This is a genomic window from Kribbella turkmenica (genome assembly GCF_004348725.1).
In the GTDB taxonomy this organism is placed as follows: Bacteria; Actinomycetota; Actinomycetes; order Propionibacteriales; family Kribbellaceae; genus Kribbella; species Kribbella turkmenica.
In genome coordinates this window covers 1-23046 of record NZ_SMKR01000025.1, presented here as the reverse complement: position 1 = coordinate 23046, position 23046 = coordinate 1, and the positions used below count along the sequence as shown (strand labels likewise).

20 protein-coding genes are annotated in these 23046 nt (G+C 70.3%); 6 read left to right on the top strand and 14 right to left on the bottom strand.

The genetic code is table 11. The features are described from left to right. Nucleotides 1-19: 19 nt before the first annotated feature. The 4 genes from E1218_RS08220 to E1218_RS08205 all read right to left on the bottom strand — a co-directional run bounded on the left by E1218_RS08220 (nt 20) and on the right by E1218_RS08205 (nt 4962). Nucleotides 20-2422 (bottom strand): glycoside hydrolase family 2 protein, encoded by a 2403-nt coding sequence (locus E1218_RS08220; RefSeq protein WP_233712090.1) that lies wholly within the window; start codon nt 2420-2422, stop codon nt 20-22. 91 nt (nt 2423-2513) lie between these two features. Continuing rightward, on the bottom strand, nt 2514-3122 hold the full coding sequence (locus E1218_RS08215) for an SGNH/GDSL hydrolase family protein (protein WP_132317926.1): 609 nt from the start codon (nt 3120-3122) through the stop codon (nt 2514-2516). Beyond that, on the bottom strand, nt 3119-4216 hold the full coding sequence (locus tag E1218_RS08210; protein WP_132317924.1) for a Gfo/Idh/MocA family protein: 1098 nt from the start codon (nt 4214-4216) through the stop codon (nt 3119-3121). Before E1218_RS08210 ends, E1218_RS08215 begins: the two co-directional genes overlap by 4 nt. Further along, complete coding sequence (locus E1218_RS08205) at nt 4213-4962, bottom strand: sugar phosphate isomerase/epimerase family protein (RefSeq protein ID WP_132317922.1); 750 nt, start codon at nt 4960-4962, stop codon at nt 4213-4215. The genes E1218_RS08210 and E1218_RS08205 overlap by 4 nt, the downstream gene beginning before the upstream one ends. Before the next feature lie 335 nt (nt 4963-5297). On the opposite strand from E1218_RS08205, the gene E1218_RS08200 reads away from it, so the two are divergent. Then, a complete protein-coding gene (locus E1218_RS08200; protein WP_132317920.1) occupies nt 5298-6311 on the top strand; it encodes a LacI family DNA-binding transcriptional regulator in 1014 nt (337 codons plus the stop codon). Here E1218_RS08200 and E1218_RS08195 read toward each other — a convergent pair. From E1218_RS08195 to E1218_RS08185, 3 genes are all read right to left on the bottom strand, one after another. After that, nucleotides 6308-8401, bottom strand: a complete 2094-nt coding sequence (locus E1218_RS08195; RefSeq protein ID WP_132317918.1) for a molybdopterin-dependent oxidoreductase — start codon at nt 8399-8401, stop codon at nt 6308-6310. The genes E1218_RS08200 and E1218_RS08195 overlap by 4 nt on opposite strands. A 35-nt stretch (nt 8402-8436) precedes the next feature. Beyond that, complete coding sequence (locus E1218_RS08190) at nt 8437-8949, bottom strand: AAA family ATPase (protein WP_132317916.1); 513 nt, start codon at nt 8947-8949, stop codon at nt 8437-8439. Between the two features lie 89 nt (nt 8950-9038). Continuing rightward, nucleotides 9039-9650, bottom strand: coding sequence for a TetR/AcrR family transcriptional regulator (locus E1218_RS08185; RefSeq protein WP_132317914.1), 612 nt, complete (start codon nt 9648-9650; stop codon nt 9039-9041). A gap of 79 nt (nt 9651-9729) precedes the next feature. Here E1218_RS08185 and E1218_RS08180 point away from each other — a divergent pair, with 79 nt between their 5' ends. Genes E1218_RS08180 through E1218_RS08170 form a run of 3 tightly spaced genes read left to right on the top strand, consistent with a single transcriptional unit; the run spans nt 9730 to nt 11621 of the window. Continuing rightward, nucleotides 9730-10281, top strand: coding sequence for a 2TM domain-containing protein (locus E1218_RS08180; protein ID WP_132317912.1), 552 nt, complete (start codon nt 9730-9732; stop codon nt 10279-10281). A gap of 40 nt (nt 10282-10321) precedes the next feature. Beyond that, nucleotides 10322-10963, top strand: coding sequence for a Pr6Pr family membrane protein (locus E1218_RS08175; protein ID WP_132317910.1), 642 nt, complete (start codon nt 10322-10324; stop codon nt 10961-10963). 10 nt (nt 10964-10973) lie between these two features. Continuing rightward, nucleotides 10974-11621 carry a class I SAM-dependent methyltransferase gene (locus tag E1218_RS08170; protein ID WP_233712089.1) on the top strand — a complete coding sequence of 216 codons (648 nt, stop codon included), beginning with the start codon at nt 10974-10976 and terminating at the stop codon, nt 11619-11621. A gap of 209 nt (nt 11622-11830) precedes the next feature. Here the strand turns inward: E1218_RS08170 and E1218_RS08165 are convergent, their stop codons facing one another. Then, a complete protein-coding gene (locus E1218_RS08165; protein WP_132317906.1) occupies nt 11831-12445 on the bottom strand; it encodes a transglycosylase family protein in 615 nt (204 codons plus the stop codon). Nucleotides 12446-12893: 448 nt separating this feature from the next. Between E1218_RS08165 and E1218_RS08160 the strand changes: the two genes are divergently transcribed. After that, nucleotides 12894-13484 carry a response regulator transcription factor gene (locus E1218_RS08160; RefSeq protein ID WP_233712088.1) on the top strand — a complete coding sequence of 197 codons (591 nt, stop codon included), beginning with the start codon at nt 12894-12896 and terminating at the stop codon, nt 13482-13484. Here the strand turns inward: E1218_RS08160 and E1218_RS08155 are convergent. From E1218_RS08155 to lanKC, 5 genes are all read right to left on the bottom strand, one after another. After that, a complete protein-coding gene (locus E1218_RS08155) occupies nt 13463-15163 on the bottom strand; it encodes an ATP-binding cassette domain-containing protein (protein ID WP_132317902.1) in 1701 nt (566 codons plus the stop codon). The genes E1218_RS08160 and E1218_RS08155 overlap by 22 nt on opposite strands. Continuing rightward, nucleotides 15160-16812 carry an ABC transporter ATP-binding protein gene (locus tag E1218_RS08150; protein ID WP_132317900.1) on the bottom strand — a complete coding sequence of 551 codons (1653 nt, stop codon included), beginning with the start codon at nt 16810-16812 and terminating at the stop codon, nt 15160-15162. The genes E1218_RS08155 and E1218_RS08150 overlap by 4 nt, the downstream gene beginning before the upstream one ends. Then, nucleotides 16809-18746: a prolyl oligopeptidase family serine peptidase gene (locus E1218_RS08145; RefSeq protein WP_132317898.1), complete on the bottom strand. Its 1938-nt coding sequence runs from the start codon at nt 18744-18746 to the stop codon at nt 16809-16811. The genes E1218_RS08150 and E1218_RS08145 overlap by 4 nt, the downstream gene beginning before the upstream one ends. A gap of 169 nt (nt 18747-18915) precedes the next feature. Next, nucleotides 18916-19050 carry a SapB/AmfS family lanthipeptide gene (locus E1218_RS08140; protein ID WP_132210032.1) on the bottom strand — a complete coding sequence of 45 codons (135 nt, stop codon included), beginning with the start codon at nt 19048-19050 and terminating at the stop codon, nt 18916-18918. Between the two features lie 5 nt (nt 19051-19055). Then, nucleotides 19056-21638 (bottom strand): class III lanthionine synthetase LanKC, encoded by a 2583-nt coding sequence (lanKC, locus tag E1218_RS08135; RefSeq protein WP_132317896.1) that lies wholly within the window; start codon nt 21636-21638, stop codon nt 19056-19058. Nucleotides 21639-21878: 240 nt separating this feature from the next. Here lanKC and E1218_RS08130 point away from each other — a divergent pair, with 240 nt between their 5' ends. Then, complete coding sequence (locus tag E1218_RS08130) at nt 21879-22895, top strand: transcriptional regulator (protein WP_132317894.1); 1017 nt, start codon at nt 21879-21881, stop codon at nt 22893-22895. Here E1218_RS08130 and E1218_RS37735 read toward each other — a convergent pair. After that, on the bottom strand, nt 22883-23046 hold a 164-nt coding region (locus tag E1218_RS37735), incomplete at its 5' end, for a TOBE domain-containing protein (RefSeq protein ID WP_165949175.1). The two genes, E1218_RS08130 and E1218_RS37735, sit on opposite strands and share 13 nt — an antisense overlap.

The following is a 23046-nucleotide window of genomic DNA, read 5'->3' as shown; positions in this document are numbered from 1 at the left end:
CGGCCAGTATGCCCGGTTTTCAGCTCACCAGGTCGTTCGCCGAGCGCAGAACGGGCACGCCGACACTCGTCGGCACGTCGGTCGCGGTCACGTGGAAGGTGTGCGACTCGCCGGCCGACAGGGTGACGAGGCCCGAGTCCACCCGCGCGGCCGGGTCCAGGCGGTCCGGGAAGAGCGCCAGGTCCTTGGCCAGGGCGGTGGCCGTGACAGTGACGTCGTACCCGTTCGCGGTGGCGGTGACCGTCGCCGCGTAGGCGTCACCCTGCAGACGCAGGGCGGTGTCCTCGACGAAGTACCAGTACGCCGTCGAGCCGTCGGCGGCGCGGACCTCGACGTACTCGCGGGTCGGGTCGGACGGCTTGGTGATCGACTCCGGCAGGGAGCTGAGCGTCGCCGACCGCCGTTCGACCTCGAGCACGAAGGTCTCGCGCGCGAGCGTCTCGCTGCCGGTGGACCGCCGGGTGACGGCGACCTCGGCCGACCAGGTCTCGTCGCTGTCGTTGTGGGCGGCAACGACCAGCTCGCTGTCCCGCGGCTGGACGGTCAGCAGGCGGTCGGCGTACACCCGCTGCAGAACGTGCCACAGCGGCTTGCGGATGCCGTGGCCGTCGACGGCGGCCCACGAGACCACCGGCCAGTTGTCGTTCAGCTGCCAGACGACCGAGCCGGTGTTCAGTGGGTACAGGCTGCGGAAGTGCTCGGTGCCGAAGGCGATCGCGCGCGCCTGGTTCAGTTGCGTGGTCCAGTGCCAGTCGTCGATGTCCTTCCACTTCGGCAGATGTGCACCCAGCCCGCGTTCCAGCTTGAGGTTGCCCTCGAACGCCTTCTGGTGCACGAGCATCTGCTCGCCGTACGGGTCCAGCGGTACGTCGTGCACCACCGACGTCAGCGTCGACCAGGCCGGCGGACCCTGGAACCCGAACTCCGACACGAACCGCGGCTTGTAGTCGCGGTACGTCGTGTAGTCCACCTGGTTCCAGACGTCCCAGATGTGCATGGTGCCGTGGCGCTCGTCGTTCGGGTGGACGAACTGGCCGAACGAGTACGGACTGCCGTGCGAGTACGGCGTCCGCGGGTCGAGCTCGGCGACGATCCGGGGGAGCAGGTCGAAGTAGTACCCGGCGCCCCACGGCCGCCCGGCCAGCGGCACCCGCCAGCCCCACTCGACGTACCCCCAGATGTTCTCGTTGTTGCCGTTCCACACCGCCAGGCTCGCGTGCCGGCTCAGCCGCGTGACGGCCTCCCGGGCCTCCGCGTCGACCTCGGCCTTCAGGCTGTCGTCCTCGGAGTACGCCGCGCAGGCGAACAGGAAGTCCTGCCAGACCAGGATTCCCTGCTCGTCGCAGAGGTCGTAGAAGTCCTCGCTCTCGTAGATCCCGCCACCCCAGACACGCAGCAGGTTCATGCCGGCGTCGACCGCGTCCTGGACGCCGGTCGCGTACGTCGTCCGGTTCAGCCGGGTCACGAACGCGTCGTCCGGGATCCAGTTGGCGCCGCGGACGTAGATCGGCTTGTCGTTCACCGAGATCACGAACCGGGTGCCGTCGTCGTCCGGGTCGACGTTCAGGGAGACGTTGCGGAACCCGACCCGGCCGTGCCAGCTGTCCTCGTGCACCGTGACGGTGACGTCGTACAGCGGCTGCTCGCCGTGCCCGCGCGGCCACCACAGGCTCACGCTGTCGACCGTGGCGACGAGTTCCACGGTGCCGGTGCCGGGCTTCACCGTCGCCGACCGCTTCGTGCCGTCGACCTCGACGCTGACCGTTGCGTCGCCCTCGGCTCCGTCTGCCCACGCCAGTGCCACGTGGGTGGTCAGGACACCCCGGTCATCCTCGACCCCGGCCAGTGGACGGACCGAGTCGATCCGGACGCCGGACCAGGACTCGATCCGGATCGGCCGCCAGATCCCGGCGGTCGCGACGTCGGGTCCCCAGTCCCAGCCGAAGTTGCTGGCCATCTTCCGCAGCGCGTTGTACGGGTGGAGGTTCGTGTGCGGCCAGCTCCCGAACCCGGCCTGCACCTCCTCGGCCGCCGTCACCGGCCCGGTGAAGTCGACCACGAGTTCGTTGCCCTCGGCTACCAGCAGTCCGGTGACGTCGAAGCGGTACGAGCGGTGCTGGTTCCTGGTACGGCCGAGCTCCTGCCCGTTCAGGGTGACGGTGGCGACCGTGTCGAGGCCTTCGGCGACCAGTTCCTGGACGGAGTTGCCGTCCGCGGACCAGTCGAACGTCGTCCGGTAGCTCCAGCTCGTCCGGCCGATCCAGGCCAGCGCGGACTCGTTGTCCCCGTCGAACGGGTCCGGGATCTCACCGGCCGCCAGCAGGTCGGTGTGGACCTCTCCCGGGACGGTGGCGGCGACGGTCGTGCCGAAGTCGCCGTCGAGCGCACGCACGGTCCAGGCGAGGCCGCCGTTGGTGGTCAACGGGACTGCATTCACGGATGACACAGGGAACTCTCCAAAATGAACCGGTTCAGTTGGCGCACACCGCACCCTGGCGGGGAGCGGTTGTCTCTCAGTCTTCGAGGACGACCCGGCGCCACAGGCCGGCGATCGCCCGGTGCCCCGCAGCGGTCGGGTGCACGCCGTCGTCGGCCAGGGCGGCCGCGCCCGCGGTCTCCGCCAGGCGGTTCAGTTCGACGTCGGCCGGCACGAGCAGAGCGCCGTACTCGACGGCGAGCCTGCGGACCACCTCGAGCTTGGGATCGAGGTCCTCCCGCCACGTCTCCTGCTCGGCCTTCACCGGCAGCAGGAACGGCTCGACCAGGACGACCGGACAGTCGAGCGGGTCCAGCAGCTCCCGGTACGACGCCTCGAACGACTCGGCCGTGGTCGGGTCGTCCTCGTCGTACCGGCGCCAGGTGTCGTTGATGCCGATCAGGATCGACACCAGTGACGGCTCGTGCGCGAGGACGTCGGTGGCCCAGCGCGCGGCCAGGTCGGCGGCTCGGTGGCCGCTGATGCCGGCGTTGACGATCCGCGGCCGTCGATCCGCGAGGTCGTCGGACAGCGTGCGGACGTACCCGGAGCCGAGGCCCGCGGGGTCAGTTCGGCGACCGCAGTCGGTGACGGAGTCCCCGGCGAACACGACGGTCCGCCGGGGATCCAGTAGGAGTGAGGTCACAGGGTCGCCGCGCTCACGTCCCAGTCGTCCGGTAGGATCGCCGCGACCTCGACCGTGCTGTCGACGTCGACGAACGCGCCGGTGTCGATCGACTCGGTGATGGAGGCCATCACGTCGACGATGTGGAACGCCAGCGCGCCGGTGGCCCGGTGCGGCCGGTTCTCGCGGATCGCCCGCGCCATGTCCAGCACGCCGGTGCCGCGCTCGGCCGACGCCTCGGTGTTCGCGAGCGTCTCCCAGTTCTCCGCACCGCGACGGCGGATCTTGATCTCCCCGTCGAACCGGTTCGGGTCCGGTACGGCCAGCGTCGCCTCCGACCCGGTGATCTCGACGAACCCGGCCCGCGGCAGCGGCGAGTCGAAGCTGAAGATGCTCTGCGACGACTGCCCCGACTCGAACCGCGCGATCGCGCTGACGTGCGTCGGCACCGTCACGTCGAACTCGGTGCCGGCCAGCGGACCCGACCCGATCGTGCGCTTCTCCCGCGACTTCGAGCCGAGTCCGGCCACCGCCGCGACCGGCCCGAACAGCTGGACGAGGGTGGTCAGGTAGTACGGGCCGATGTCCCACAGCGGGCCCGCGCCCTCCTGGAACAGGAACGCCGGGTTCGGGTGCCAGGACTCCGGGCCGGGGGACTGCATCAGCGTCAGGGCGGTCAGCGGCGTACCGATCTCACCGCGCTCGATGATCCGGCGGGACTCCTGCAGGCCCGGACCGAGGATCGTGTCCGGTGCGCAGCCCAGCCGCAGTCCCGCGTCCTGGGCGGTGGACAGCAGCTTCAGGCCGCTGTCCTGGTCGAGCGAGAACGGCTTCTCGCTCCACACGTGCTTGCCGGCGGCAACCGCCGCGAGGGCGACCTCGACGTGCGCGATCGGGATGGTCAGGTTGACCACGATCTCGACGTCCGGGTGGTTCAGCACCACGTCGGGACCGCCGTGGGTCTCGATGCCGTACTGCTCCGCCTTCTCCTTCGCCGCCTCCGGCCGGAGGTCGCCGATGGCGTGCACCTTCAGGTCCGGGAAGCTCCGCATGCTCTTGATGTAGGCGTCGGAGATGGTCCCCGCGCCGATCACACCTACGCCGACAGCGCTCATGCGGGCGCGCCCTCCCCGGTGAGGAACGAGTAGCTGCCCTGGACCGCGTCGAAGATCTCGCCGCTGAAGTCGTCCAGCTCGACCACGCGCAGCGCGTCCGGGACCGCGGCCAGGATGTCCGCGACCGCGATGGTGCCGTCGCCGACCGCCACCTGCGCCTTGTTGTCCAGCGTGCCGTCGCCGTCCTTGACGTGGATCGCCTTCACCCGGTCGCCGAACTTGCCCAGCAGCGCCGGTACGTCGGCACCGCCGACGGCGGCCCAGTACGTGTCCACCTCGAGGATCACGTCGTCGGACAGGTGGTCGACCAGGATCTCGAGCGCGTGCACGCCGTCGATCGTCGACTCGAGCTCGAAGTGGTGGTTGTGGTAGCCGACCGTGATGCCGTGGTCGGCGGCCTCGATCGCGGCCTTGTTCAGGCCGTCGGCGATGACCTTGATCTCGTCGGCGGACTGCCAGCGGGCCGGGTCGGTGTGCGGGTCGATGACGGTGCCGATGCCCAGCCGCCTCGCCGCGGCGTAAATCGGTCCGCTGTCCTCGCGCAGCAGGCCGGCGTGCGTGGTGGGCGCCGACAGGCCGTACTTGGGCAGCGACTCGGCCAGGCGGTCCGCGAAGGCGGTGACACCGAAGGGCTCGACCTTGGTGTAGCCGATCTCCGCGATCCGGGCCAGGGTGGCGTCGAAGTCTTCCTCGAGCGCGCCCCGGACCGTGTACAACTGGAGGGACAGGTTGTCCACTGCGACCATGGTTTCTCCTCGTCGCCGGCACCTCGCCCGCTGCCCTGGGCTCCGTACCGGCTGGATTGCCGAACCGGTTAAGTAACGACGGTAACCGTATCCCAACCGCCCCGCTCCCCACCACCCTCAGCCCAACCACTGGGCGGTCATGTCCCGGTCACGGCCCGGTGTCCTCCACGCGGGCGCTGATGGTCCGGAGCGTTCGCGGTGTCCCACCCGCCCGCGGGATTTGATCAAACGATTACGCTCTGCTTCGGCATGGTGACACGGCGTAGGAATCGGCGCACACTGGAGGATTCCGGACCGACCGTCAGCGGTCCGGCCGCCCTAGGTAGGAGGCCGTCGTGGCCCGAGTCACCATCAAGGAGATCGCCCGTCGGGCAGGAGTCTCCAAAGGCGCGGTCTCGTACGCGCTGAACAACCAGCCGGGGGTCTCCGAGGCCACCCGCGCGCGGGTGCTGAAGGTCGCCGCGGAACTGGAGTGGGTGCCCAACCGCGCCGCCCGCCAGTTGTCCGCGGCCCGGAGCGAGACGTTCGGCCTCGTCCTCGCGAGGACCGCGAAGACGTTGGGTGAGGAACCGTTCTCCATGGGCTTCGTCGGCGGGGTGGAGTCCGTGCTGGCCCGCACGTCGTACGCGCTCGCCCTCCAGGTCGTCGCGGACCTGCCCGCGGAGCTGGCGACGTACCGGCAGTGGGCCGCGGAGCGCCGCGTCGACGGAGTGATCGTGGTCGACCTGCGGGTCGAGGACCCGCGGATCCCGTTGCTGCGCAAGGTCGGCCTGCCGGCCGTCCTGGTCGGCGATCCGTCGCTGGCCGACGGGATGGCCTGCGTCTGGACCGACGGGACGTCGGCGATGAACGCCGCCGTCGAGCACGTCGCCTCGCTCGGACACCGCGCGGTCGCCCGGGTCGCCGGTACGCCGGAACACGGCCACGTCTGGATCCGCGACCAGGCGTTCACCGCCGCGAGCCTGCGTCTCGGCCTCGACGTCCAGGTCGTGCACACCGACTTCTCCGCCGAGGAAGGCGCCACGGCCACCCGGGCGCTGATGACCGCGAACCCGAGGCCGACCGCGATCATCTACGACAACGACCTGATGGCGGTCGCGGGCCTGGCCGTCGTCCAGGAGCTCGGGCTGCGGTCCCCGCACGACGTCACCCTGGTCGCGTGGGACGACTCGACGCTGTGCCGGCACACCCATCCGACCTTGACCGCGATGAGCCACAACATCGTCGGGTACGGCGCCGAGGTCATGTGCCGCCTGCTCGACCTGCTCGACGGCGCACGCCCCCAGGCCCACCTCTACTCGACCCCGCTGCTGATCGTCCGCGACAGTTCGGGTCCGCCACCGCCCTAGCAGGCCGTCACCGTGACCGGTACGCCGTTGACCGCCGACGTGCCGGCCACGGTGTCGGTGAGCTCGGCGTCCGTCACGTCGTTGACGCTCGGCCCGGCGACCTGGTTCGCGACCGACAGTCGTGCCCCCGGGCGGCCGTGGCCGAAGCCGTGCGGCAGGCTGACCACGCCGGGCATCATGTCGTTGCTCGCAGCAACCTCTACCGCGACCGTGCCGGCCGCCGAGCTGACGTTGACCAGCTGCCCGTCGGCGAGGTCGCGCTCGGCCAGGTCCCGCGGGTTCATCAGCAGCTGGTGCCGCGGCCTGCCCTTCACCAGCCTGGCCGAGTTGTGCATCCACGAGTTGTTGTTCCGCAGGTGCCGGCGGCCGATCAGCAGCAGCTCGCCGTCGTTCCCGGTGTCCGAAGCCGCCAGTCGCGGCAGGTCGTCCAGGATCATCCGCTGGGCGAGGTCGATCCGCTTGTTCTTGTGGTGCAGTGCGCCCGGAAGCGCGGGCTGCAGCGGCCCGAGGTCGATCCCTCCCGGCGATGTCCGCAGCTTGCGCAGCGACAGCCGGTACGGACCGATCCGCAGTCCGAGGTCGACGATCCGCCGCGGCGACAACCGCAGCCGGGCCGTCGTCGTCACCTTCCGCCGGCTCATCGGCGTCCGCCGGAGCAGTCCGGACGCGAGTTCGCGGAAGATCTCCCAGTCGTGCCGCGCCTTCGGTGGCTTGGGCAGGACGGCGTCGTTCCAGCGCGCCGTGTTCCGGACGGCGAGCTGGTGGAAGATCACGTCGTAGTGGTCGCGCTCGAGCGGCGGCGCGGGCGGCAGGATCACGTCCGCGTGCCGGGTGGTCTCGTTGATGTACGGGTCGACGGCGACCATGAAGTCGAGCGTGTCCAGGGCCTCGTCGAGCCGGCGGCCGTTCGGCGTGGACAGCACCGGGTTCCCGGCGATCGTCACCATCGCCCGGATCCGGCCGTCGCCGGGCGTGAGGATCTCCTCGGCCATCGTCGACACCGGCAGCTCGCCGCCGAACTCGGGCAGCCCGCGGACCCGGCTCTTCCACGCCCCGAGGTGGCCGCGGCCGAGACCGAGCAGCGCGTTCACGGCCGGCCGGGGGAACATCGTCCCGCCGGGCCGGTCGAGGTTGCCGGTGACGATGTTGAGCACCTGGATCGCCCACTGGCAGATCGCGCCGAACTGCTGCGTCGACACCCCGACGCGTCCGTAGCAGGCAGCCCGGCCGGACGTGGCGAACTCGTGCGCGATCCGCCGGATCACCGCCGCGTCGATCCCGGTGATCGCGGCCGCGCGCTCCGGGGTCCACGGCCCGACCGCCTGCTCGACCGCGGCCAGGCCGTCGACGTACGGCGCCGTCCGGGCGTGCCCGTCCGCGATCACCTGGTGGACGAGCGCGAGCAGGAAGGCCGCGTCGGTCCCGGGCCGGACGAAGTGGTGCTCGTCGGCGACCGCGGCGGTCTCGGTCCGGCGCGGGTCGATGACCACCACCTTGCCGCCGCGCCGCTGCAGGTCCTTGAGCCGCCGGCCGACACCGGGAGCGGTCATCATGCTGCCGTTCGACGCCAGCGGGTTCGCGCCCAGCATCAGCAGGTACGACGTCCGGTCGATGTCCGGGACCGCGACCATCAGCTGGTGCCCGTACAACAGGTACGCCGCGAGCATGTGCGGCAGCTGGTCGATCGAGGTCGCACTGAACCGGTTCCGTGTCCGCAGCTGGCGGACCATCGTCGGCATGTGGGTCAGCGCGCCCAGGCTGTGGACGTTCGGGTTGCCGAGGTAGACCCCGACCGCGTTCCGGCCGTGCTCCCGCTGGATCGCGGGCAGCCGCTCCACGACCAGCTCGTACGCCGCGTCCCAGCCGATCTCCCGCCAGCCGTCCGGGGTCCGTCGTACCGGCGTGGTCAGCCGGTCGGGATCGTCCTGGAGGTCACGCAGCGCCACCGCCTTCGGGCAGATGTGGCCGCGGGAGAGCGGGTCCGACTCGTCGCCGCGGATGTCGGTCACCCGGCCGTCCTCGACGGTCACCAGCACACCGCAGATCGCTTCGCACAGGTTGCAGGAGGTCCGCCGTACCGTTGTCGCCATCCCCTCAAACTACCCCTGGGTAGCCTCGCGGGTCATCACTCGAAGCGTGCCTCGTCGAGGCGGCCGAGGATCGCGTCGACGGTCTCGCCGGGCGACAGGTCGGAGTTGTCCAGCCACAGGCCCCGGCGCGGGCTGAACGCGTGCAGCTCGTAGTCGAGCTCGTCGACCAGGTGGTGGGCCCCGCCGAGCCGGCTGGAGATCACCTCGGGCCGCGGGGTGAGGACGACCAGGTACCGCGGCCGGGTCCGGATGCCGTCGAGGAACTCGCGCAGCAGCTCGCCGATCACGACGTCCTGGAGCACGACGGTGAAGCCTGCCTCCGCGTACCCGTCGGCGGCCTGGCAGGCGAGCCGGTACCGCAGCTGCAACTGGCGCTGCGCCTCGGCGCTGTCGTCGGCCATCGAGGCCTGTCCGCTGACGATCATCCTGCGGAAGACGTCGCCGCGGAGATGGACGCCGTACTGGAATCTCTCGGCCAGCAGCTGCGAGACCGTCGCCTTCCCGGCCGCCATGATCCCACTGACGACGATCACCCCCTCGGACTCCATGCGGTGATCGTGCCACGCGGGCGGAGGTTTTGGCCGGGCCGCCGCGATTCTTGTCGTTCCTCGGACAAAGTCCCAGTTTTCAAGGGGTTTCAGGAGAGCAGTGACTCGAGGTGGTGGCGCAGGAGCTGCCGGACCCGGGCCGGGGTACTGCGGCCCGGCTGGATCGCCGCGTGCAGCGCGAGACCGTCGATAAGCGCATGCAAACGCTCGATTTCCCGGCGCCGATCCAGGTCCTTGCGGAGGGTGCCGGACTCGGACAGCAGGTGCACGAGCGACTCGCACAGCAGGCGCAGGCCGTCGTGCACCTTGTCGACGTGTTCGTGCAGGCTGCCGGCGTCCGACTCGGCCTGGGCCTGCGCCATGAACGCGATCCAGACGTCGAACTCCGCCCGGCGCTCCTCGTCGAGCGGCAGCGCCTCCTCGAGGTAGCGCAGGGCGACCGCGGTCGGGCTTCCCTTGGCGCCTCCCGAGGCGTTCAGGGCGCTGATCCGCTCGCTCACCCGGCGAGAGACCAGGTCCATCGCGAAGCTCAGCAGGCCGGCCTGGTCGGGGAAGTAGTAACGGACGGCGCCGGCCGACCAGCCGGCCTCGGCGGCGATGGTGCGGACCGAGGCGGCCCGGATCCCATCCCGGCGGACAACCCGCCAGAGCGCCTCGGCGATCTCCTCGCGCCGGGCGCCGTGGTCGACGAGCTTGGGCATGTGGTCCTTTTTAGCACAGTCGTGTTAGAATCGATGAAAACACAGTCGTACTAATTAAGTCCCCGGAGTGTGAACCGCTGTGCTGCTCGCTGTGATCGCCGCGTGTGAGGTCGGTTTCTGGGTTCTGCTCGCCGCCGGCCTGGCCACGCGGTACCTGCTCCGGCTGCCGAGACTGGGGATGGTGCTGTTGGCCGGCGTACCGCTGGTCGACGTGGTCATGCTGGTCGCCGGCGTCGTCGACATTCAGCGCGGCGGTGAGCCGTCGTTCAAGCACTCGCTCGCCGCGATCTTCATCGGCGTCAGCGTCGGCTTCGGCCACCAGACGCTGACGTGGGCGGACAAGTGGGCCGCGCACCACCTGGCCGGTGTCCCCCGCCCGGTCAAGCCGCCGAAGCGCGGCCCGGAGCGGGCCCGCCGCGAGCGTGCCGGCTGGTATCGCCACCTGCTCGCGTACTGCGTGGCCGTCGGCGTCATGGCCGGCCTCGGCGTCCTCTCCGGCCAGGGGTACGACGCCGTCCTCGGCCCCGCCTGGCCTTGGACGATCGTCCTGGTGATCGACGCGATCGTCTCCTTCAGCTACAGCTTCGACGGGGACGACGCCGAGCAGACCCGCGAGCAGCAGTCGGTCTGACGTCCCCCGGGCCGGCGGCGCGCCGTCGTACATTGCGTTCATGACGATGACGGGGCGTGTCTGGGCGGGTCTCACGGCGCTGATCGTGGCGGTCGGGATCGTGGTGCAGTTGTTCGTCACGGCCAACGGGGTTGAAGGCTTCTTCCCGGACAACCCGGACCGGGTCCTCAACGTGTTCGCCTACTTCACCGTCCAGTCGAACCTGCTGCTCGGTGCGACGACGGCCGTCCTGGCGCTGCAGCCCGGTCGCCCGCAGAGCGCCCTGTTCAGAACGCTCCGGCTGAACGGTGTGCTCTGCATCGCCGTCACCGGGATCGTCTACCACCTCGTGCTGGCCGGCCTGGACGAGCTGTCCGGCTGGGGAGCCTTCACGAACTTCCTGCTGCACACGGCCGCACCGGTAGCCGGCATCCTCGGGTGGCTGCTCTTCGGGCCGCGGGGGCGGACCGATCCGCGGATCGTCGCCTGGTCGGTCGCGTTTCCGTTGCTGTGGCTGATGTTCACCCTGGTTCGCGGGGAGTTCGTCGGGTTCTACCCGTATCCGTTCGTCGACGTCGGCGAGCACGGGTACCCCCGGGTGCTGCTGAACTGCCTCCTGGTCGCGGTACTGTTCCTGGCTCTGGCGGCCGGGGCCACCGTCCTCGATCGCCGGTTGCGCCGGAAGACGACCGTCGAAAGGTAGACCCGTGCTGGTGACCTCTCGCTCGTACGCCGAGTACGAAGCGATGTTCGACCTGACCGAACTCCCCGACTCGATCCTGGACTGCTGTGCCGGTGGCGCCGGCTTCACCGCCGAGGCCGCCGCCCGTGGCGTCGACGCGATCGCCGCCGACCTGGCGTACGAGCTGGAGCCCGCCGAACTGGTCGACACGGTCCGGCGGAGTCTGCCGGCGACCGCCGGGATCATCGACGAGCACTCGGGGAGCTTCGTCTGGCACTGGTACGGGTCGCCGGAGCGCAAGGACCAGTACCGGATCGAGGCGGCCGACGCGTTCCTTCAGGACGTGGCGGCGGCGCCGGAGCGGTACGTGGCCGCCGGTCTGCCGGAGCTGCCGTTCGGGGACCGGCGGTTCGAGCTGGTGCTGTGCTCGCACCTGCTGTTCACCTGGGCCGACGAGTACGACCAGGACTGGCACCTCGCGGCCCTGCGTGAACTGGTCCGGGTCAGCAACCGTGAGGTCCGCATCTTTCCGCTGGTGATGCAGGGGGCAGGCGATCCGGTGTCGTACCTTCCGGACCTGCTGGCGGCGCTGGACGGCGTCACCTGGGAGATCCGCAAGGTGCCGTACGAGTTCCAGGCGGGTGCCGACGAGATGTTGGTGATCACCCGCGACAGCTGACCTCTGGTGCCTCCCACCCGTCGCGATCACGGATGAGGCAAGACCTGACCCGCCACGAGGGGTGGGAGGCGCCAAACATCAGCTGCCCGGCGTGCTGAGGGACCGGTCGGGCGGGCGGGAGGACGGTCTACCGCCCGCCCCTACCGGTAGGAGGGCGTCCGCAACGATCGCTGCCGGGAGGGCTTCGACGCGCGAGCGCTGCAGCGATGTCAGCGCAGGTAGCGGCCGCAGACCGGCCACGGCTGGGCGCCGCGCTGGGCGTACAGCTTCTTCGCACGCATCAACTGCTCGGCCGCCGACGCCTTCGCCGGGTTGCCGGAGCCGCCGACACTGCGCCACGTCTGCAGGTCGAACTGGAACAGCCCGTAGTAGCCGGCCGGGTTCACCGCCCGCGGGTTGCCACTGGACTCACACTGGGCGACCTTCCGCCAGGCGGCACTCATGTTCACACTCGAGGACGGGCGGTCCTCGGAGCGGCTGGTGCGCACCTTGCGCTCGGTCTTGCGGACCTTCTTGGTCTCGACCTTCTTCGCCGTCGACCCGCGCGGCGCGGTGGCCTTCTTCGTGCCGTCCAGCGTGAGGGTCTGCCCGATCAGGATCAGGTCGGGGTTCTGCAGGTTGTTGATCCGCGCGAGCTCGCGCCAGTCGGCCCCGTTGGCCTGCGCGATCTCGGAGAGGGTGTCGCCGGGCCGGACCGTGTAGTCGGTCGCGAACGCCGCGCCCGCGCCGGCGGCGGTGATACCGGCCCCGAGACCGGCGATGGACAGGGTCCGGGCCACCCGGCGAGTACTTCGCCGGGGGCGCGCATGTCGGGCTTTGGACATCAGTAGTGCACTCCTCGTGAGCTTGGGCATGGTGGAACTCACCAGGCCCCCCGTGCAGGGGAGGGGCATCCGGGCAGGTCACAGGACAGCGTCCGAATGGTCACGCCACGGTAACGACGCGACCTGAGTCATCCTGGGCGACCTGGGCCGGGAGCGCAAGGCCAGATGGTCGATCTGCCCCATTTTTTGTGCCCTTCACGAACCGAAACCCCAACGACACAAAGGGTTTCCCGGTGTTCGGGAACTGCCGCAGCGGAGCAGTCAAACGTTCGAAACAGCCCCGGTTGCACCGGGGTCCGAGCGCGGACCGATCGGTTTCCCCCGTACCGCGTGCCCTCCGGCCGGCTGAGTCGTTGAGAGATCACGGGCACCGCCGTCCGGCATCTCGATTCGTGGGGCGGGCCGGTGGACGAGGCGACGGATGTGATGGGGGCGAGCGGTGATCCGAGTGGCTCTCGGCCATCGCGGCACGTTGGTGCGTGGTGCACTGGCCGCGGTGCTGGCAAGGGAGAACGACCTGGACGTGGTGGCCGAGCTGGACCGCTCGGACGACGTCCTGCACGTGGCCGGCCGGCGGCCGCACGTCGTACTGCTCGATCCGCAGCTGCCCGGGCGGATCCGGATCGAGGAACTGTGCCGGAAGCTGACCGGCCGCGGCGTCCTCGTGCTGATCGACCACGAGGCGATCGTCGCGACCAGCCTGTCGCTGGTCAAGCAGGCGCCGCGGATCGGCCTGATCGCGACGGATGCGACGACCGACCAACTGGTGCAGTCGGTGCGCGACGTGGCGAAGGGCCTGCCGGTGGTCGACGTACGGCTGGCGGTCGCCGCGTTGAGGGCGGGTGACAACCCGCTCACGGACCGGGAGTGCGAAGTACTCCGCCAGGTCACGACCGGCGCCACCGCGCAGGAGATCGCGCGCACGCTCAGCCTGAGCGCCGGCACGGTCCGCAACTACCTGTCCCGCATCCTCGCCAAGACCGGTGCGCGCAGCCGGATCGAGGCGATCCGCAAGGCTCAGGACGCCGGCTGGATCTGACGCCGCTGACCGGTGGTCGTAGGCGACCAGTGCCCGTGCAGCTCGCGGTACCGGCGCGACGTCCGCATGAGCATCGCGTGTGTGCCGACCGTGGCCTTGTTGCCGTCCAGGACCAGGATGCGCCGGGCGCGGAGCGCCGAGCTGATCCGGTGCGCGATCACGATCAACGTGCCGCCGCGGCCGGCGAAGGCTTCCTCGGCCCGCCGTTCGGCCTCCGGATCGAGGAAGCACGTCGCCTCGTCCAGGACGACGAGCGGCGCCGGCGACAGGTACGCCCGGACGAGCGCGATCAACTGCCGTTCGCCGGCCGACAGCTCGCCCGGCCTGACGTCGGCTTCCAGCCCGCCGAGCCGGGTGACCAGGGCCTCCGCGCCGATCGCCGCCACGGCGTCGCCGACCTGCTCGACCGTTGAGTCAGGCAACAAATAGCGGAGGTTGTCCAGCACCGAACCGCTGAAGACATAAGCCTCCTGCGGGATCAGCACCCGCGTTGCCGCCAGCCGATCCGCCGCGAGCTCGGCCGGCGGTACGTCGCCCAGCAGCAAGCGCCCCCGGGTCGGTTCGAGCATCCCGCACACCAACCCGGCCAACGTCGACTTCCCGATCCCGCTCGGCCCGACCACGGCCAGATGCTCGCCTTCGGCCACCGTGAGCTCGAGATCGTCGAGCACCGGTTCGGCGTTGGGACCGTACGCGAACGTCAGTCCGCGCATCCGCACCTGGTAGCCGTTCACGTCCCGGAGCCGCCGCGCGCGCTCCGCGGGCGCCGAGGCGTCCAGGATCCGTCCGAGCGTGATCACGTACCGCAGACCGCTGTCGCCCAACGCGCTCAGCACCGTGTTGAGCGCCGGTTGCAAACCGATCAGTACATAGGTCAGTCCACCGAGCAGCGTGCCTGTGCTGACCCCGCGCCCGACCAGCCACGGCCCGATCGCCAGCAGGATCAGCAACGGCAACCACCCACCGACCGCGAAACACAACGTCCGGAGAGCGGCGACCCTGGCCAGTGCGCGCTCCGCCGCCGCGTGCGCCTCGATCGGTTCGCCGACAAGTTGCTCGGCGTACTCCTCGGTCCCGCTCGCCGTGATGTCCCGGACACCGCCGAAGACCATCCCGGCCGACGCGGCCAGCTCCTCGTCCGCCGTCAACGACGCCCGCACCCGGTCCGCGGCCAGTCCCAGCACCGCCAGGGACAACGCGAACCCCAGCAGGAACGGCGGTACGACGACTGCCGCGACCACCGGTGCCAGTGACAACAACCCGGTCAGTACGCCGAACAGCGTGACCGCGAAACTGCGGATCACCAGGACGAGGCCGGCGAACGTGTCCCGGACGATCTCGACCTGCCGGTTCAACCTGGCCACGGCACTGTCGTCACCGGTCCGCAGCGCGCCGCCGACAACTCGTCGTACCAGATCGTCCCGGAGGGGCTCGACCAGGTCACCGAGCCGGCCGTAGACCTGTTTCGCGCCCGCCGATCCGAGGCACGCGGCCGCGATCAGCCCGCCGAGCCAGGCGATCCCCGGCCAGGCGCGGCCGGCGAGGAAGTTGTCCGTCGCCCGGGCGACCGCGATCCCGTACACCGCGGTCGGCAGGATCTCCGGGACCGACCAGGCGACGAGCTTCAGCGCCGACCGGTTCCGGAGTGCGCGGGCGCCGTACGAGAGCTCGCGTCTCAACCGAAGACCTCACGGTAGGACGAGTTCTGCCAGAGATCGGCGTGCGGGGCGACGGCGCGGACCCGACCGTGGTCGAGCCAGACGACCAGGTCGGCGCGCGCAGCCGTCGCCGGGCGGTGGGTGACGATGAGCCGGGTGCGGTGGTGCCGGTCCTCGGTGAGGGTGCGGCTGATCTGCAGCTCGGTCGCGGTGTCCAGGCTCGAGGTCGCGTCGTCCAGCACGAGCAGCCGGTGCGCCGACCAGGCCCGGGCCAGCCCGAGGCGCTGCCGCTCACCACCCGACATCGGTGCCTTGCGCAACGAGGTGAAGTACCCGTCGGGCAGCCGGCTGACGAAGTCGTGCGCGTGCGTGGCGCGCGCGGCCGCCAGCGTTCGCACCGGACTCACGGCATGCGGCTCGATCGCCTCACCGATGGTCCGGCCGACCAGTTGCGGACGCTCGAACGCACAGCCGACCGCACTGCGCAGCGCTCGCCGGCTGACAGCCCGCAGCGGTACGCCGTCCAGCGACACCTGACCGACCGACGGGTCACGCAGCCGCGCGGCCACCGCGGCCAGCACGGACTTCCCCGCGCCGCTCGGACCGACCACGGCCACGGTCGCGCCGCCGGGGAGGTCGAGATTCACGTTGTCCAGCAGGACGTTCCCACCGGCGACCACGCTGACACCGTCGAAGGTCAGGTGGCCCGGTCCGGCCGGAATCGCCAGTGTGCCGTGGGCGATCGGGTCGATCGACAAGACCTCGGCCGCCCGATGAACGCCCGCCTTGGCACGGGCGATCTCCCCGATGACGCCGGTGAGGTTCCCCAGGCCGGCACCGAGGACGGCGTACTGTGAAGCGGCGAACAGCTCACCGGCGGTGATCCGGCCGGCCACCACCTGAAGCCCGCCGACAGCCAGTACGGCCACCAGCACGAGCGGTCCGACGACCGCGGCCTGTGCGCCGGAACGGGCCAGGATCCGCCAGGTGACGACACCGTGCTTGTGGAGCTCGGGGAGCAGGCCGAGGATGCGGCGCTCCTCGCGATCAGTCGTCCCGGCGGCGGCGATCGTACGGATGCCGGTCAGCGACTCGGACAGCAGCGAGGCGATCCGTCCCTGCGTCTCCTGGTACGCCAGGCTGACGTCCGCCGTACGCCGGGCGAATGTCCAGAGGACCGCGACCACCAGCAGCACGCCGCCGAAGAAGGCGGCCGCGAGCCAGGGATCGATCACGGCCAGCAGCACGAGGCTGCCCGCGGGCGGTGCGATGGCGGCGACCGCGGTGACGGCGGCCGGGCCCGCCTGCGCGGCGTCGGTGGCGTTCGCGGAGACCCGGGTGACGAGGTCGCCGGTCTCGAAGTCGCGAGTACCTTGCGGTCCGCTGTGCACGATCTGCCTGACCAGGCGGTGCCGGAGCCAGGCGGTGGTCTCGGCGACGCACGCGGCGCCCGCGAACGCGTCGACGAGGCTTGCCACGATCCCGAGCGCGATGAGACCCGCGGCAGCCATCAGCCAAGGGGTGTAGCCGGTGCCGGCGACGATCGCGTCGACCGACCGTCCGAGGATCGTCGGCAGCGCGAGCGTCACTGCGCTGCCGATCAGTGCGTTCAGGCCGATCAGCGGCAACCAGCCGCGGCCATGCTTGGCGACCGAGCCCAAGGTGATCATGAGGCCGGCCCGGCCTGAGCGGTCAGTCCGGTCTCATCCGCTAGGAAGGCGAGCATGTCCGCAGCCAGGCTGATTCCCTTGGAGGCCGATCCGGTCGCATGCCCGGCGTCCGGGTCGAACCTCAGCAACACCGGGCGCCCACCGTCCGTCGCGTGCTGCAGAGCGGCCGTTATCTTCCGTGCGTGCAGGGGGTCCACGCGGGTGTCGTTGCCGAACACGGTGATCAACACGGCCGGATACTTCACCCCGTCGACCACCCGGTGGTACGGCGAGTACGACAGCAGGTTCTCGAACTGCGCGCGATCCTTCGCCGAACCGAACTCCGGCACCCAGCGCTCGCCCAGGCCGGCCAGCTCGTACCGGACCATGTCCGTCAGCGGCGCCGAGCAGACCGCGGCGGCGAACAGCTCGGGGCGTTGGGTCAACGCGGCCGCGACGAGCAGTCCGCCGTTCGACTCGCCGCACAGGGCGAGCTGATCGGAGGCGGTCCAGCCCTCCGCGATCAGGTGCTCGGCCGCGGCGATGAAGTCGTCGAAGACCTTCTGCTTCCGGTCGCCGGTGCCGTCCTGGTGAGCAGCGCCGTCGCCTCGGACAGTCGCCGTCACGAAGACACCGCCGGCCTCGACCCACGCCAGGGTGAACGCCGAGTACGCCGGCGTGAGCTGCTGGCCGAAACCGCCGTACCCGTAGAGGATCGTCGGACGCGGTCCGCGACTGCCAGGCTTAGCGATCGCTCGCAGGTGGATCTCGGTGCCGTCCGGGGTGGTGAAGGTGAGGAGGTGTGTCTCCGCCTTCGCGGCCGACCCGGGAGTTTGCGACCACAGCGTCGTTCGGCCGGTCTCGTCGTTGTAGCAGTAGACGGCCGACGGGGTGACGCTGTCGGTGTAGCTGAACCAAGCCTCGCTTCCGCCCTCGGGACGTGCGGTGAGCGAGCCGATGGAGCCGAGCCCGGGCAGGTCGACGGTCCCGACCCGATTGCCGGTGGCACGGTCGTGGACGGCGATCCCCGCACTCGTGCCGACGAGCAGTGCGTCGTCCAGGATGGCGAGACCGGTCAGCGCGGCCTCGGGGCTGATGAAGTCGTGCCAGACCAGCGGGGCGGCGGGATCGCCGATGCAGATCCGGCCGGTCGGCGCGTCCTTCGTGGTGACGACGTACAGGCGGCCGTCGTGGCCGACCGACATCACGGTGAGCGTGTCGGCGTCCTGCTGGATCGGGGTGGGCGGCGCGGTGGTGCTGAGGTCGGCCAGCCAGAGATCGTTCGCCGCACCGCGAACCGCCGAGACGACGAGCCACCGGCCGTCATTGCTGATCTCCAGCCCGTACGACGCTTCGTCGGCGAGCACTGTGCTGTCCTCGTTCGAGCCGATCGTGTGGCGTCGTACCTGGCGGAAACGGACGTAGTAGAAGGACTTTCCGTCCGGGAGCCAGGCGATGGGGGAGTAGCGGCAGCCGTCGATCGGGCCGTCGACCGGTTGGCCGGTGGTGAGGTCGAGGAGCTGGAGGACGGACCGCTCGTCGCCGCCTCGCGACACCTGGAAGGCGAGGAGGTTGCCGTCGGGGGAGGGCTGCCAGCTGTCCAGCGTGGTGAGGCCGGACGGGTCGAGCCGCATCGGGTCGACCAGAGGCTCGCTGTCGGCGTAGAGGACGGGATGCTGTTGCCCCGGCTCGCGGCGGAGGGTGAAGCAGCGGTCGCCGCGCCAAATCGGCGTCGAGACGGTGCCGACGTTCGAGAGGGTCTTGACCCGGGTGCGAAAGCGGAATCGGCCGGTGAGACCGGCGGCGTGGTTCAGCCAGAGCTCGTCCTGGCCGGCCTGCCACTGCCGGGTGCCGGCGGACGACGCGTCCTCGAGCCAGCGGTACGGGTCCGCGACCGGGTGGCCGTGCACCTGCTCCACGAGCGGGAGCCGCTCGGCGCTTGGATAGGACTGCACGGGGTGGACCTCCTTCCGTTCAGAGGAACACAGGCCGTCGGGCCGGGCGGGCGAGCGCCGCGACCCGATCGCCTCGCTCGTTTCGGTGGACCGGACCGAATGCAGGTTCGGCCCTGGGTGGGTATGCCGCCCACCCAGGGCCTTCAGAACCTGGTTGCCCAGGGACCGATCAGTGGCAGAGCAGAAGGCTCAGGTTGCTCGGGCGCTGTGAAGCGCAGCCCAGCACGGTCAGCGTGGAACCACCGTGGTGGTGGCCGCCGCCGTAGCCCGGGGTCTCCAGACCCTGAAGGTCGAGAAGTGCCATGTTTGTTACACCCCCTTTGGTGCAGATCGTCGGGACACGGACTCGGACCACTGGGGAGGTCCGAGGAACGGGAGGGACACCGGCGCGTCGTGCAGCGCGGTTCCCAGAGCCAGCAGGACGCCGGCCGATCCGGTCGCCAGGTCCATCGACAGCCGGAGCAGCTGGTTGCCGGGAAACGCGAGCCCACCCGCGTGCGGCATCGCGTGCCAGCCGAGGCCGTGCACCAGGTCGTCGACCGTCGTCTGCTGCTCACCCAGTGCCGCGGCGGTGAGGAGCAGACCGGCACGACCCATGAACAGGCCGGGTTGGACGTAGTAGGAGCAGTGCGTCACGCGCTGCAGTTCGTGCAGGGTGTTCGCGAGCTCGTCGGACGGGCGGTGGTGCAGGTAGCGCTTCAGGACGAGCGCGACCCCGGCCGAGCCCTCCTCGAGGTACGGCAGTGTCCGCCAGCCCTGGTTGACCTGCCGCATCCCGTCGTCGGTGAGCATGGTCCGCTTGAGGTCCTGCCGGAGCGCGATCTCGGCCAGGTCGAGCAGACCGGTGTCACCGAGCCGTTCGAACGCCTCGATGAACAACAGCGCCGGCCCGGACGAGCCGTACATCAGACCGGCCCGCGCATGCTGCCCGCCGCTGAGCTCCGGTACGTCGTCGACGTCGCCGAGCCGGTCCGCGACCAGGTCGAGGACCCGGACCGCCTTCGCCCGCAGTGCCGGCTCGGTGTCGAGGTGCAGCAGGTTCAGGCCGATGCCGGCGAGCCCGGAGTGCAGACCGAGCTCACGGGAGCTCCAGTCGTCGGCGAGGGTGCGATCGACCAAATCCAAGGCGTCCTCGTGGTACCCGAGCTCGTCGAGGACGTGCGCGACCCCGTGCAGACCGTCGTACAGGCCGGGGCCGGTCTCAGTGTCCAGCGTCCGCTTCCGCAGCCAGTCGTCGTACTCCGGGAAGCGGCCGGCTCCCGTCTTCGCCAGGGCGTACAGGACGCCCGCGGCGCCGGTCGCGATGTCGATCCCACCGCCGTCGCGGAACTGCGCGATGTCACCGGGGAAGAGCCGGTCGGAGCGCTCCGGCGTCGCGCTGGCGACGATCGCCTTGGTCAGCGCCTCGCGTACGTCGGACCACTCGGCCTTGCCGGGAAGAGCGACGCCGGCCAGGTCGTCGGCCGCGCCCGGCCCGGTAACGGTCCGGACCGCCTCGTCGATCGTCGCCCGGGGCACCGGGAAGGTCTCGGTGATCATGTCGGCGAGCTGGAACGCCTTGCCGGGGTGGAGATTCAGCAGGATCGTCGTCTGCGGCGCGTAGACGCCGAGGGCGACACAGGCCAGCGCGTACCGGTCCACGTCGACGCCCTGACGATCGGGCGGCGCCGCGTACCCCGGATGGGCGAGTGCCGACCGGGCCTTGTCCTCGGCCAACGTGGCGACCTCGAAGTCGATCAGCGTGAGCCGGCCGTCGGCGTCGAGCAGGACGTTGTCCGGGTGCAGGTCGCAGAACACGACCCCGCGCCCGTGCAGCTGCCCTACCGCGTCCTCGACCTTGGCGACCATCGCGGTCGCCCACTCGGCGTACTCCGCCTTCTCGGCCGCGGTCGCGTCCGGGCGGGTCAGGGGATAGCGGCGTACGAGCTCTCGCTGCAGGGACACCGAGTCGATGTGCTCCTGCACCAGGAAGTGATGGTCGCCGAGCCGCAGGTAGTCGTGGGTCCGCGGTACGACGTCGAGACCGTCGAGCTGTTCGAGGATGTCGCGTTCGTGGCTGACCCGGGCGACCGCGTCCCGGCCGGCCATGTCGAGTCCGGCGTACGGGCGGCCCTCCTTGAGGACGACCCGCTCGCCGGTGTCGTTGTGGTGGCCGAGGTAGACGCCGCCGCCGTTCGAGAACTGGATGACGCCGTCGATCGTGTACGCCAGGTCGTCGGTGGTGACGGCGTTGCGGGCGTCGAGATGCGGCCGCAGGAACTCCGGCAGCGGCACCCACGGCGGCACCGAGAACGTCGGGCCGCGATGGTCCGGGACGAGCCGGCCCTGGCCGTCCTCGATCGCGAGCACCCGCTCACCGGTCGGCGACAGGCAGAACCTGCTGACGAACGCGCCGTACCGGACGAACAGCGGGCCCTCGCCGTAGCGCAGGTCGCTCAGGATGTACGGGCCCTCGACACCGCGGAGGATCTCGTCGAGCGCGGTCAGCGTGGTCCGCAGCTCGGCCTCGTCCGCGGGGTAGATCGTCACCAGCTTGCCGCTCGACCCGCGCGGCGCGGACTTCGAGTTGACCATCACCAGCACGGGCTCGTTGCGCAGGAACTTGAACGCGATGCCGCGGGGTACGCAGTACTCCCAGACGGCCTCGAGCGTCCGCTCCACATCGGCGAGCCGCGCGGACACATGGATCTTCCAGCCCTGCTGGGGAAGCCGGAGGTCCCCGGGCGCGTAGTGCATCCACGTCTCCCCGGGCACGTGCTGCCAGCCCTCGGGAACCGGGCGATCGCACAACGCGAAGTCCGGGTGCTCGGCACCACGGTTGGCCGGCGTCTCGTAGAACGTCCGATCAGCCAGGCAATAGAACTCGTAACTCTCCTGCGCTCCGTCACGCATGACTGTCCACCCCCTTCCGTGGTGCCCCGCACATCTTGGGCACCCCGGCCGGGGTCGTCGTAGTGCACGATGTCATCACTCTGATGTGAAGAACGCACCCACTACGAGTGAGTAACTAAACACTCTTCGTTACCTCACCGCAGTCTCTGAGCGTGATTCCCACCGTTACACCATGTCAATCCGCGACAGTGACGTCACAACCCATAACTTGGATGTCATTGGCTCGTGCAGGGAGGCCGTGTGACTCCGGAGACCTGGCTGGCGGAACGCCGGCACCTGGTCGAGAACCGCTATCGCCTCGGCGTGCAGGCGGCCGGCGAGTACCCCGCCGAGCGTCGGGTCGCGGGTACGCCGCTGCTCGCACCGGCGCACTGGATCCCGGCCGACCCGATTCCGCTCGCCTCGGTGCGGCTCGAGTTCGATCCCGCCGCGGCGTCCTCGGCGGTGGCCGCTACCTCGCTGCCACCCGGCTACGCGTCGTACGCCGAGGCAGTCACCGGACTGGCGCGACCAGCGGTCTTCGAGAACCGCCCGACGTACCGCCTCCTCGACGCCGACCTGGCCGGGCCGGGTCCCATACTGCGCTTCGGACGCGGCAGCTACTTCGACAGCATGAACACCGGTGAGGCCGCCGCCCACGAGTACGCCGCAGGACGCGACGACCTGCGCACCGCCATCGGCAACCCCTGGGACCCCGCCCGGCGCCCGATCAACGTCGCCATCAGCACTCTGACCATCCGCAGCGACAAGGACCGCGGCTCACGCTTCTACCTGCACTGGCGAGACCCCAGCAAGGTCGGCCACGCCGGCGGTCTCTACCAGGTGGCCCCGTCCGGCATCTTCCAGCCGACCTCGGACGAGACCAGCGACTTCTCACTCTGGCACAACATTCTCCGGGAACTGTCCGAGGAACTCCTCGGCCGTCCGGAGGACTACGGCGTCCCGGTCGATTACACCAATTGGCCGTTCGCCGCTCGGGTGACGGCCGGGCTCACGGACGGTACTGTCCGCGCACAGTGCGTCGGTCTGGGCGTCGACCCGCTGACCTTCGCCACCGACCTCCTGACCGTGCTGTCCATCGACGCCGACGTGTTCGACGACCTGTTCGGCGAGGTGGTGGCCGGCAACGAGGAAGGCCGGGTGCTGGCCCCGCTACCGTTCAGCGCCGCGGCAGTCGACGACTACGTCCGCCACCAGCCCATGCAAGCCGCTGGCGCGGCCCTGCTCCAGCTCGCCTGGAGCCATCAGCTCGGGTAGCTGTGGATTTCGGTGGCTTTGAGGGTGGCGTGTAGGGACTGACCGGGCGTGAGGTGCAGGTCGGCCACTGCGGCGGGGGTGATGTCGGCCAGAAGGGTGTCGGGGCCGGTTGGGGTGGTAGTTAGGCGGACCCGAACGGTGTGGGCGTGTT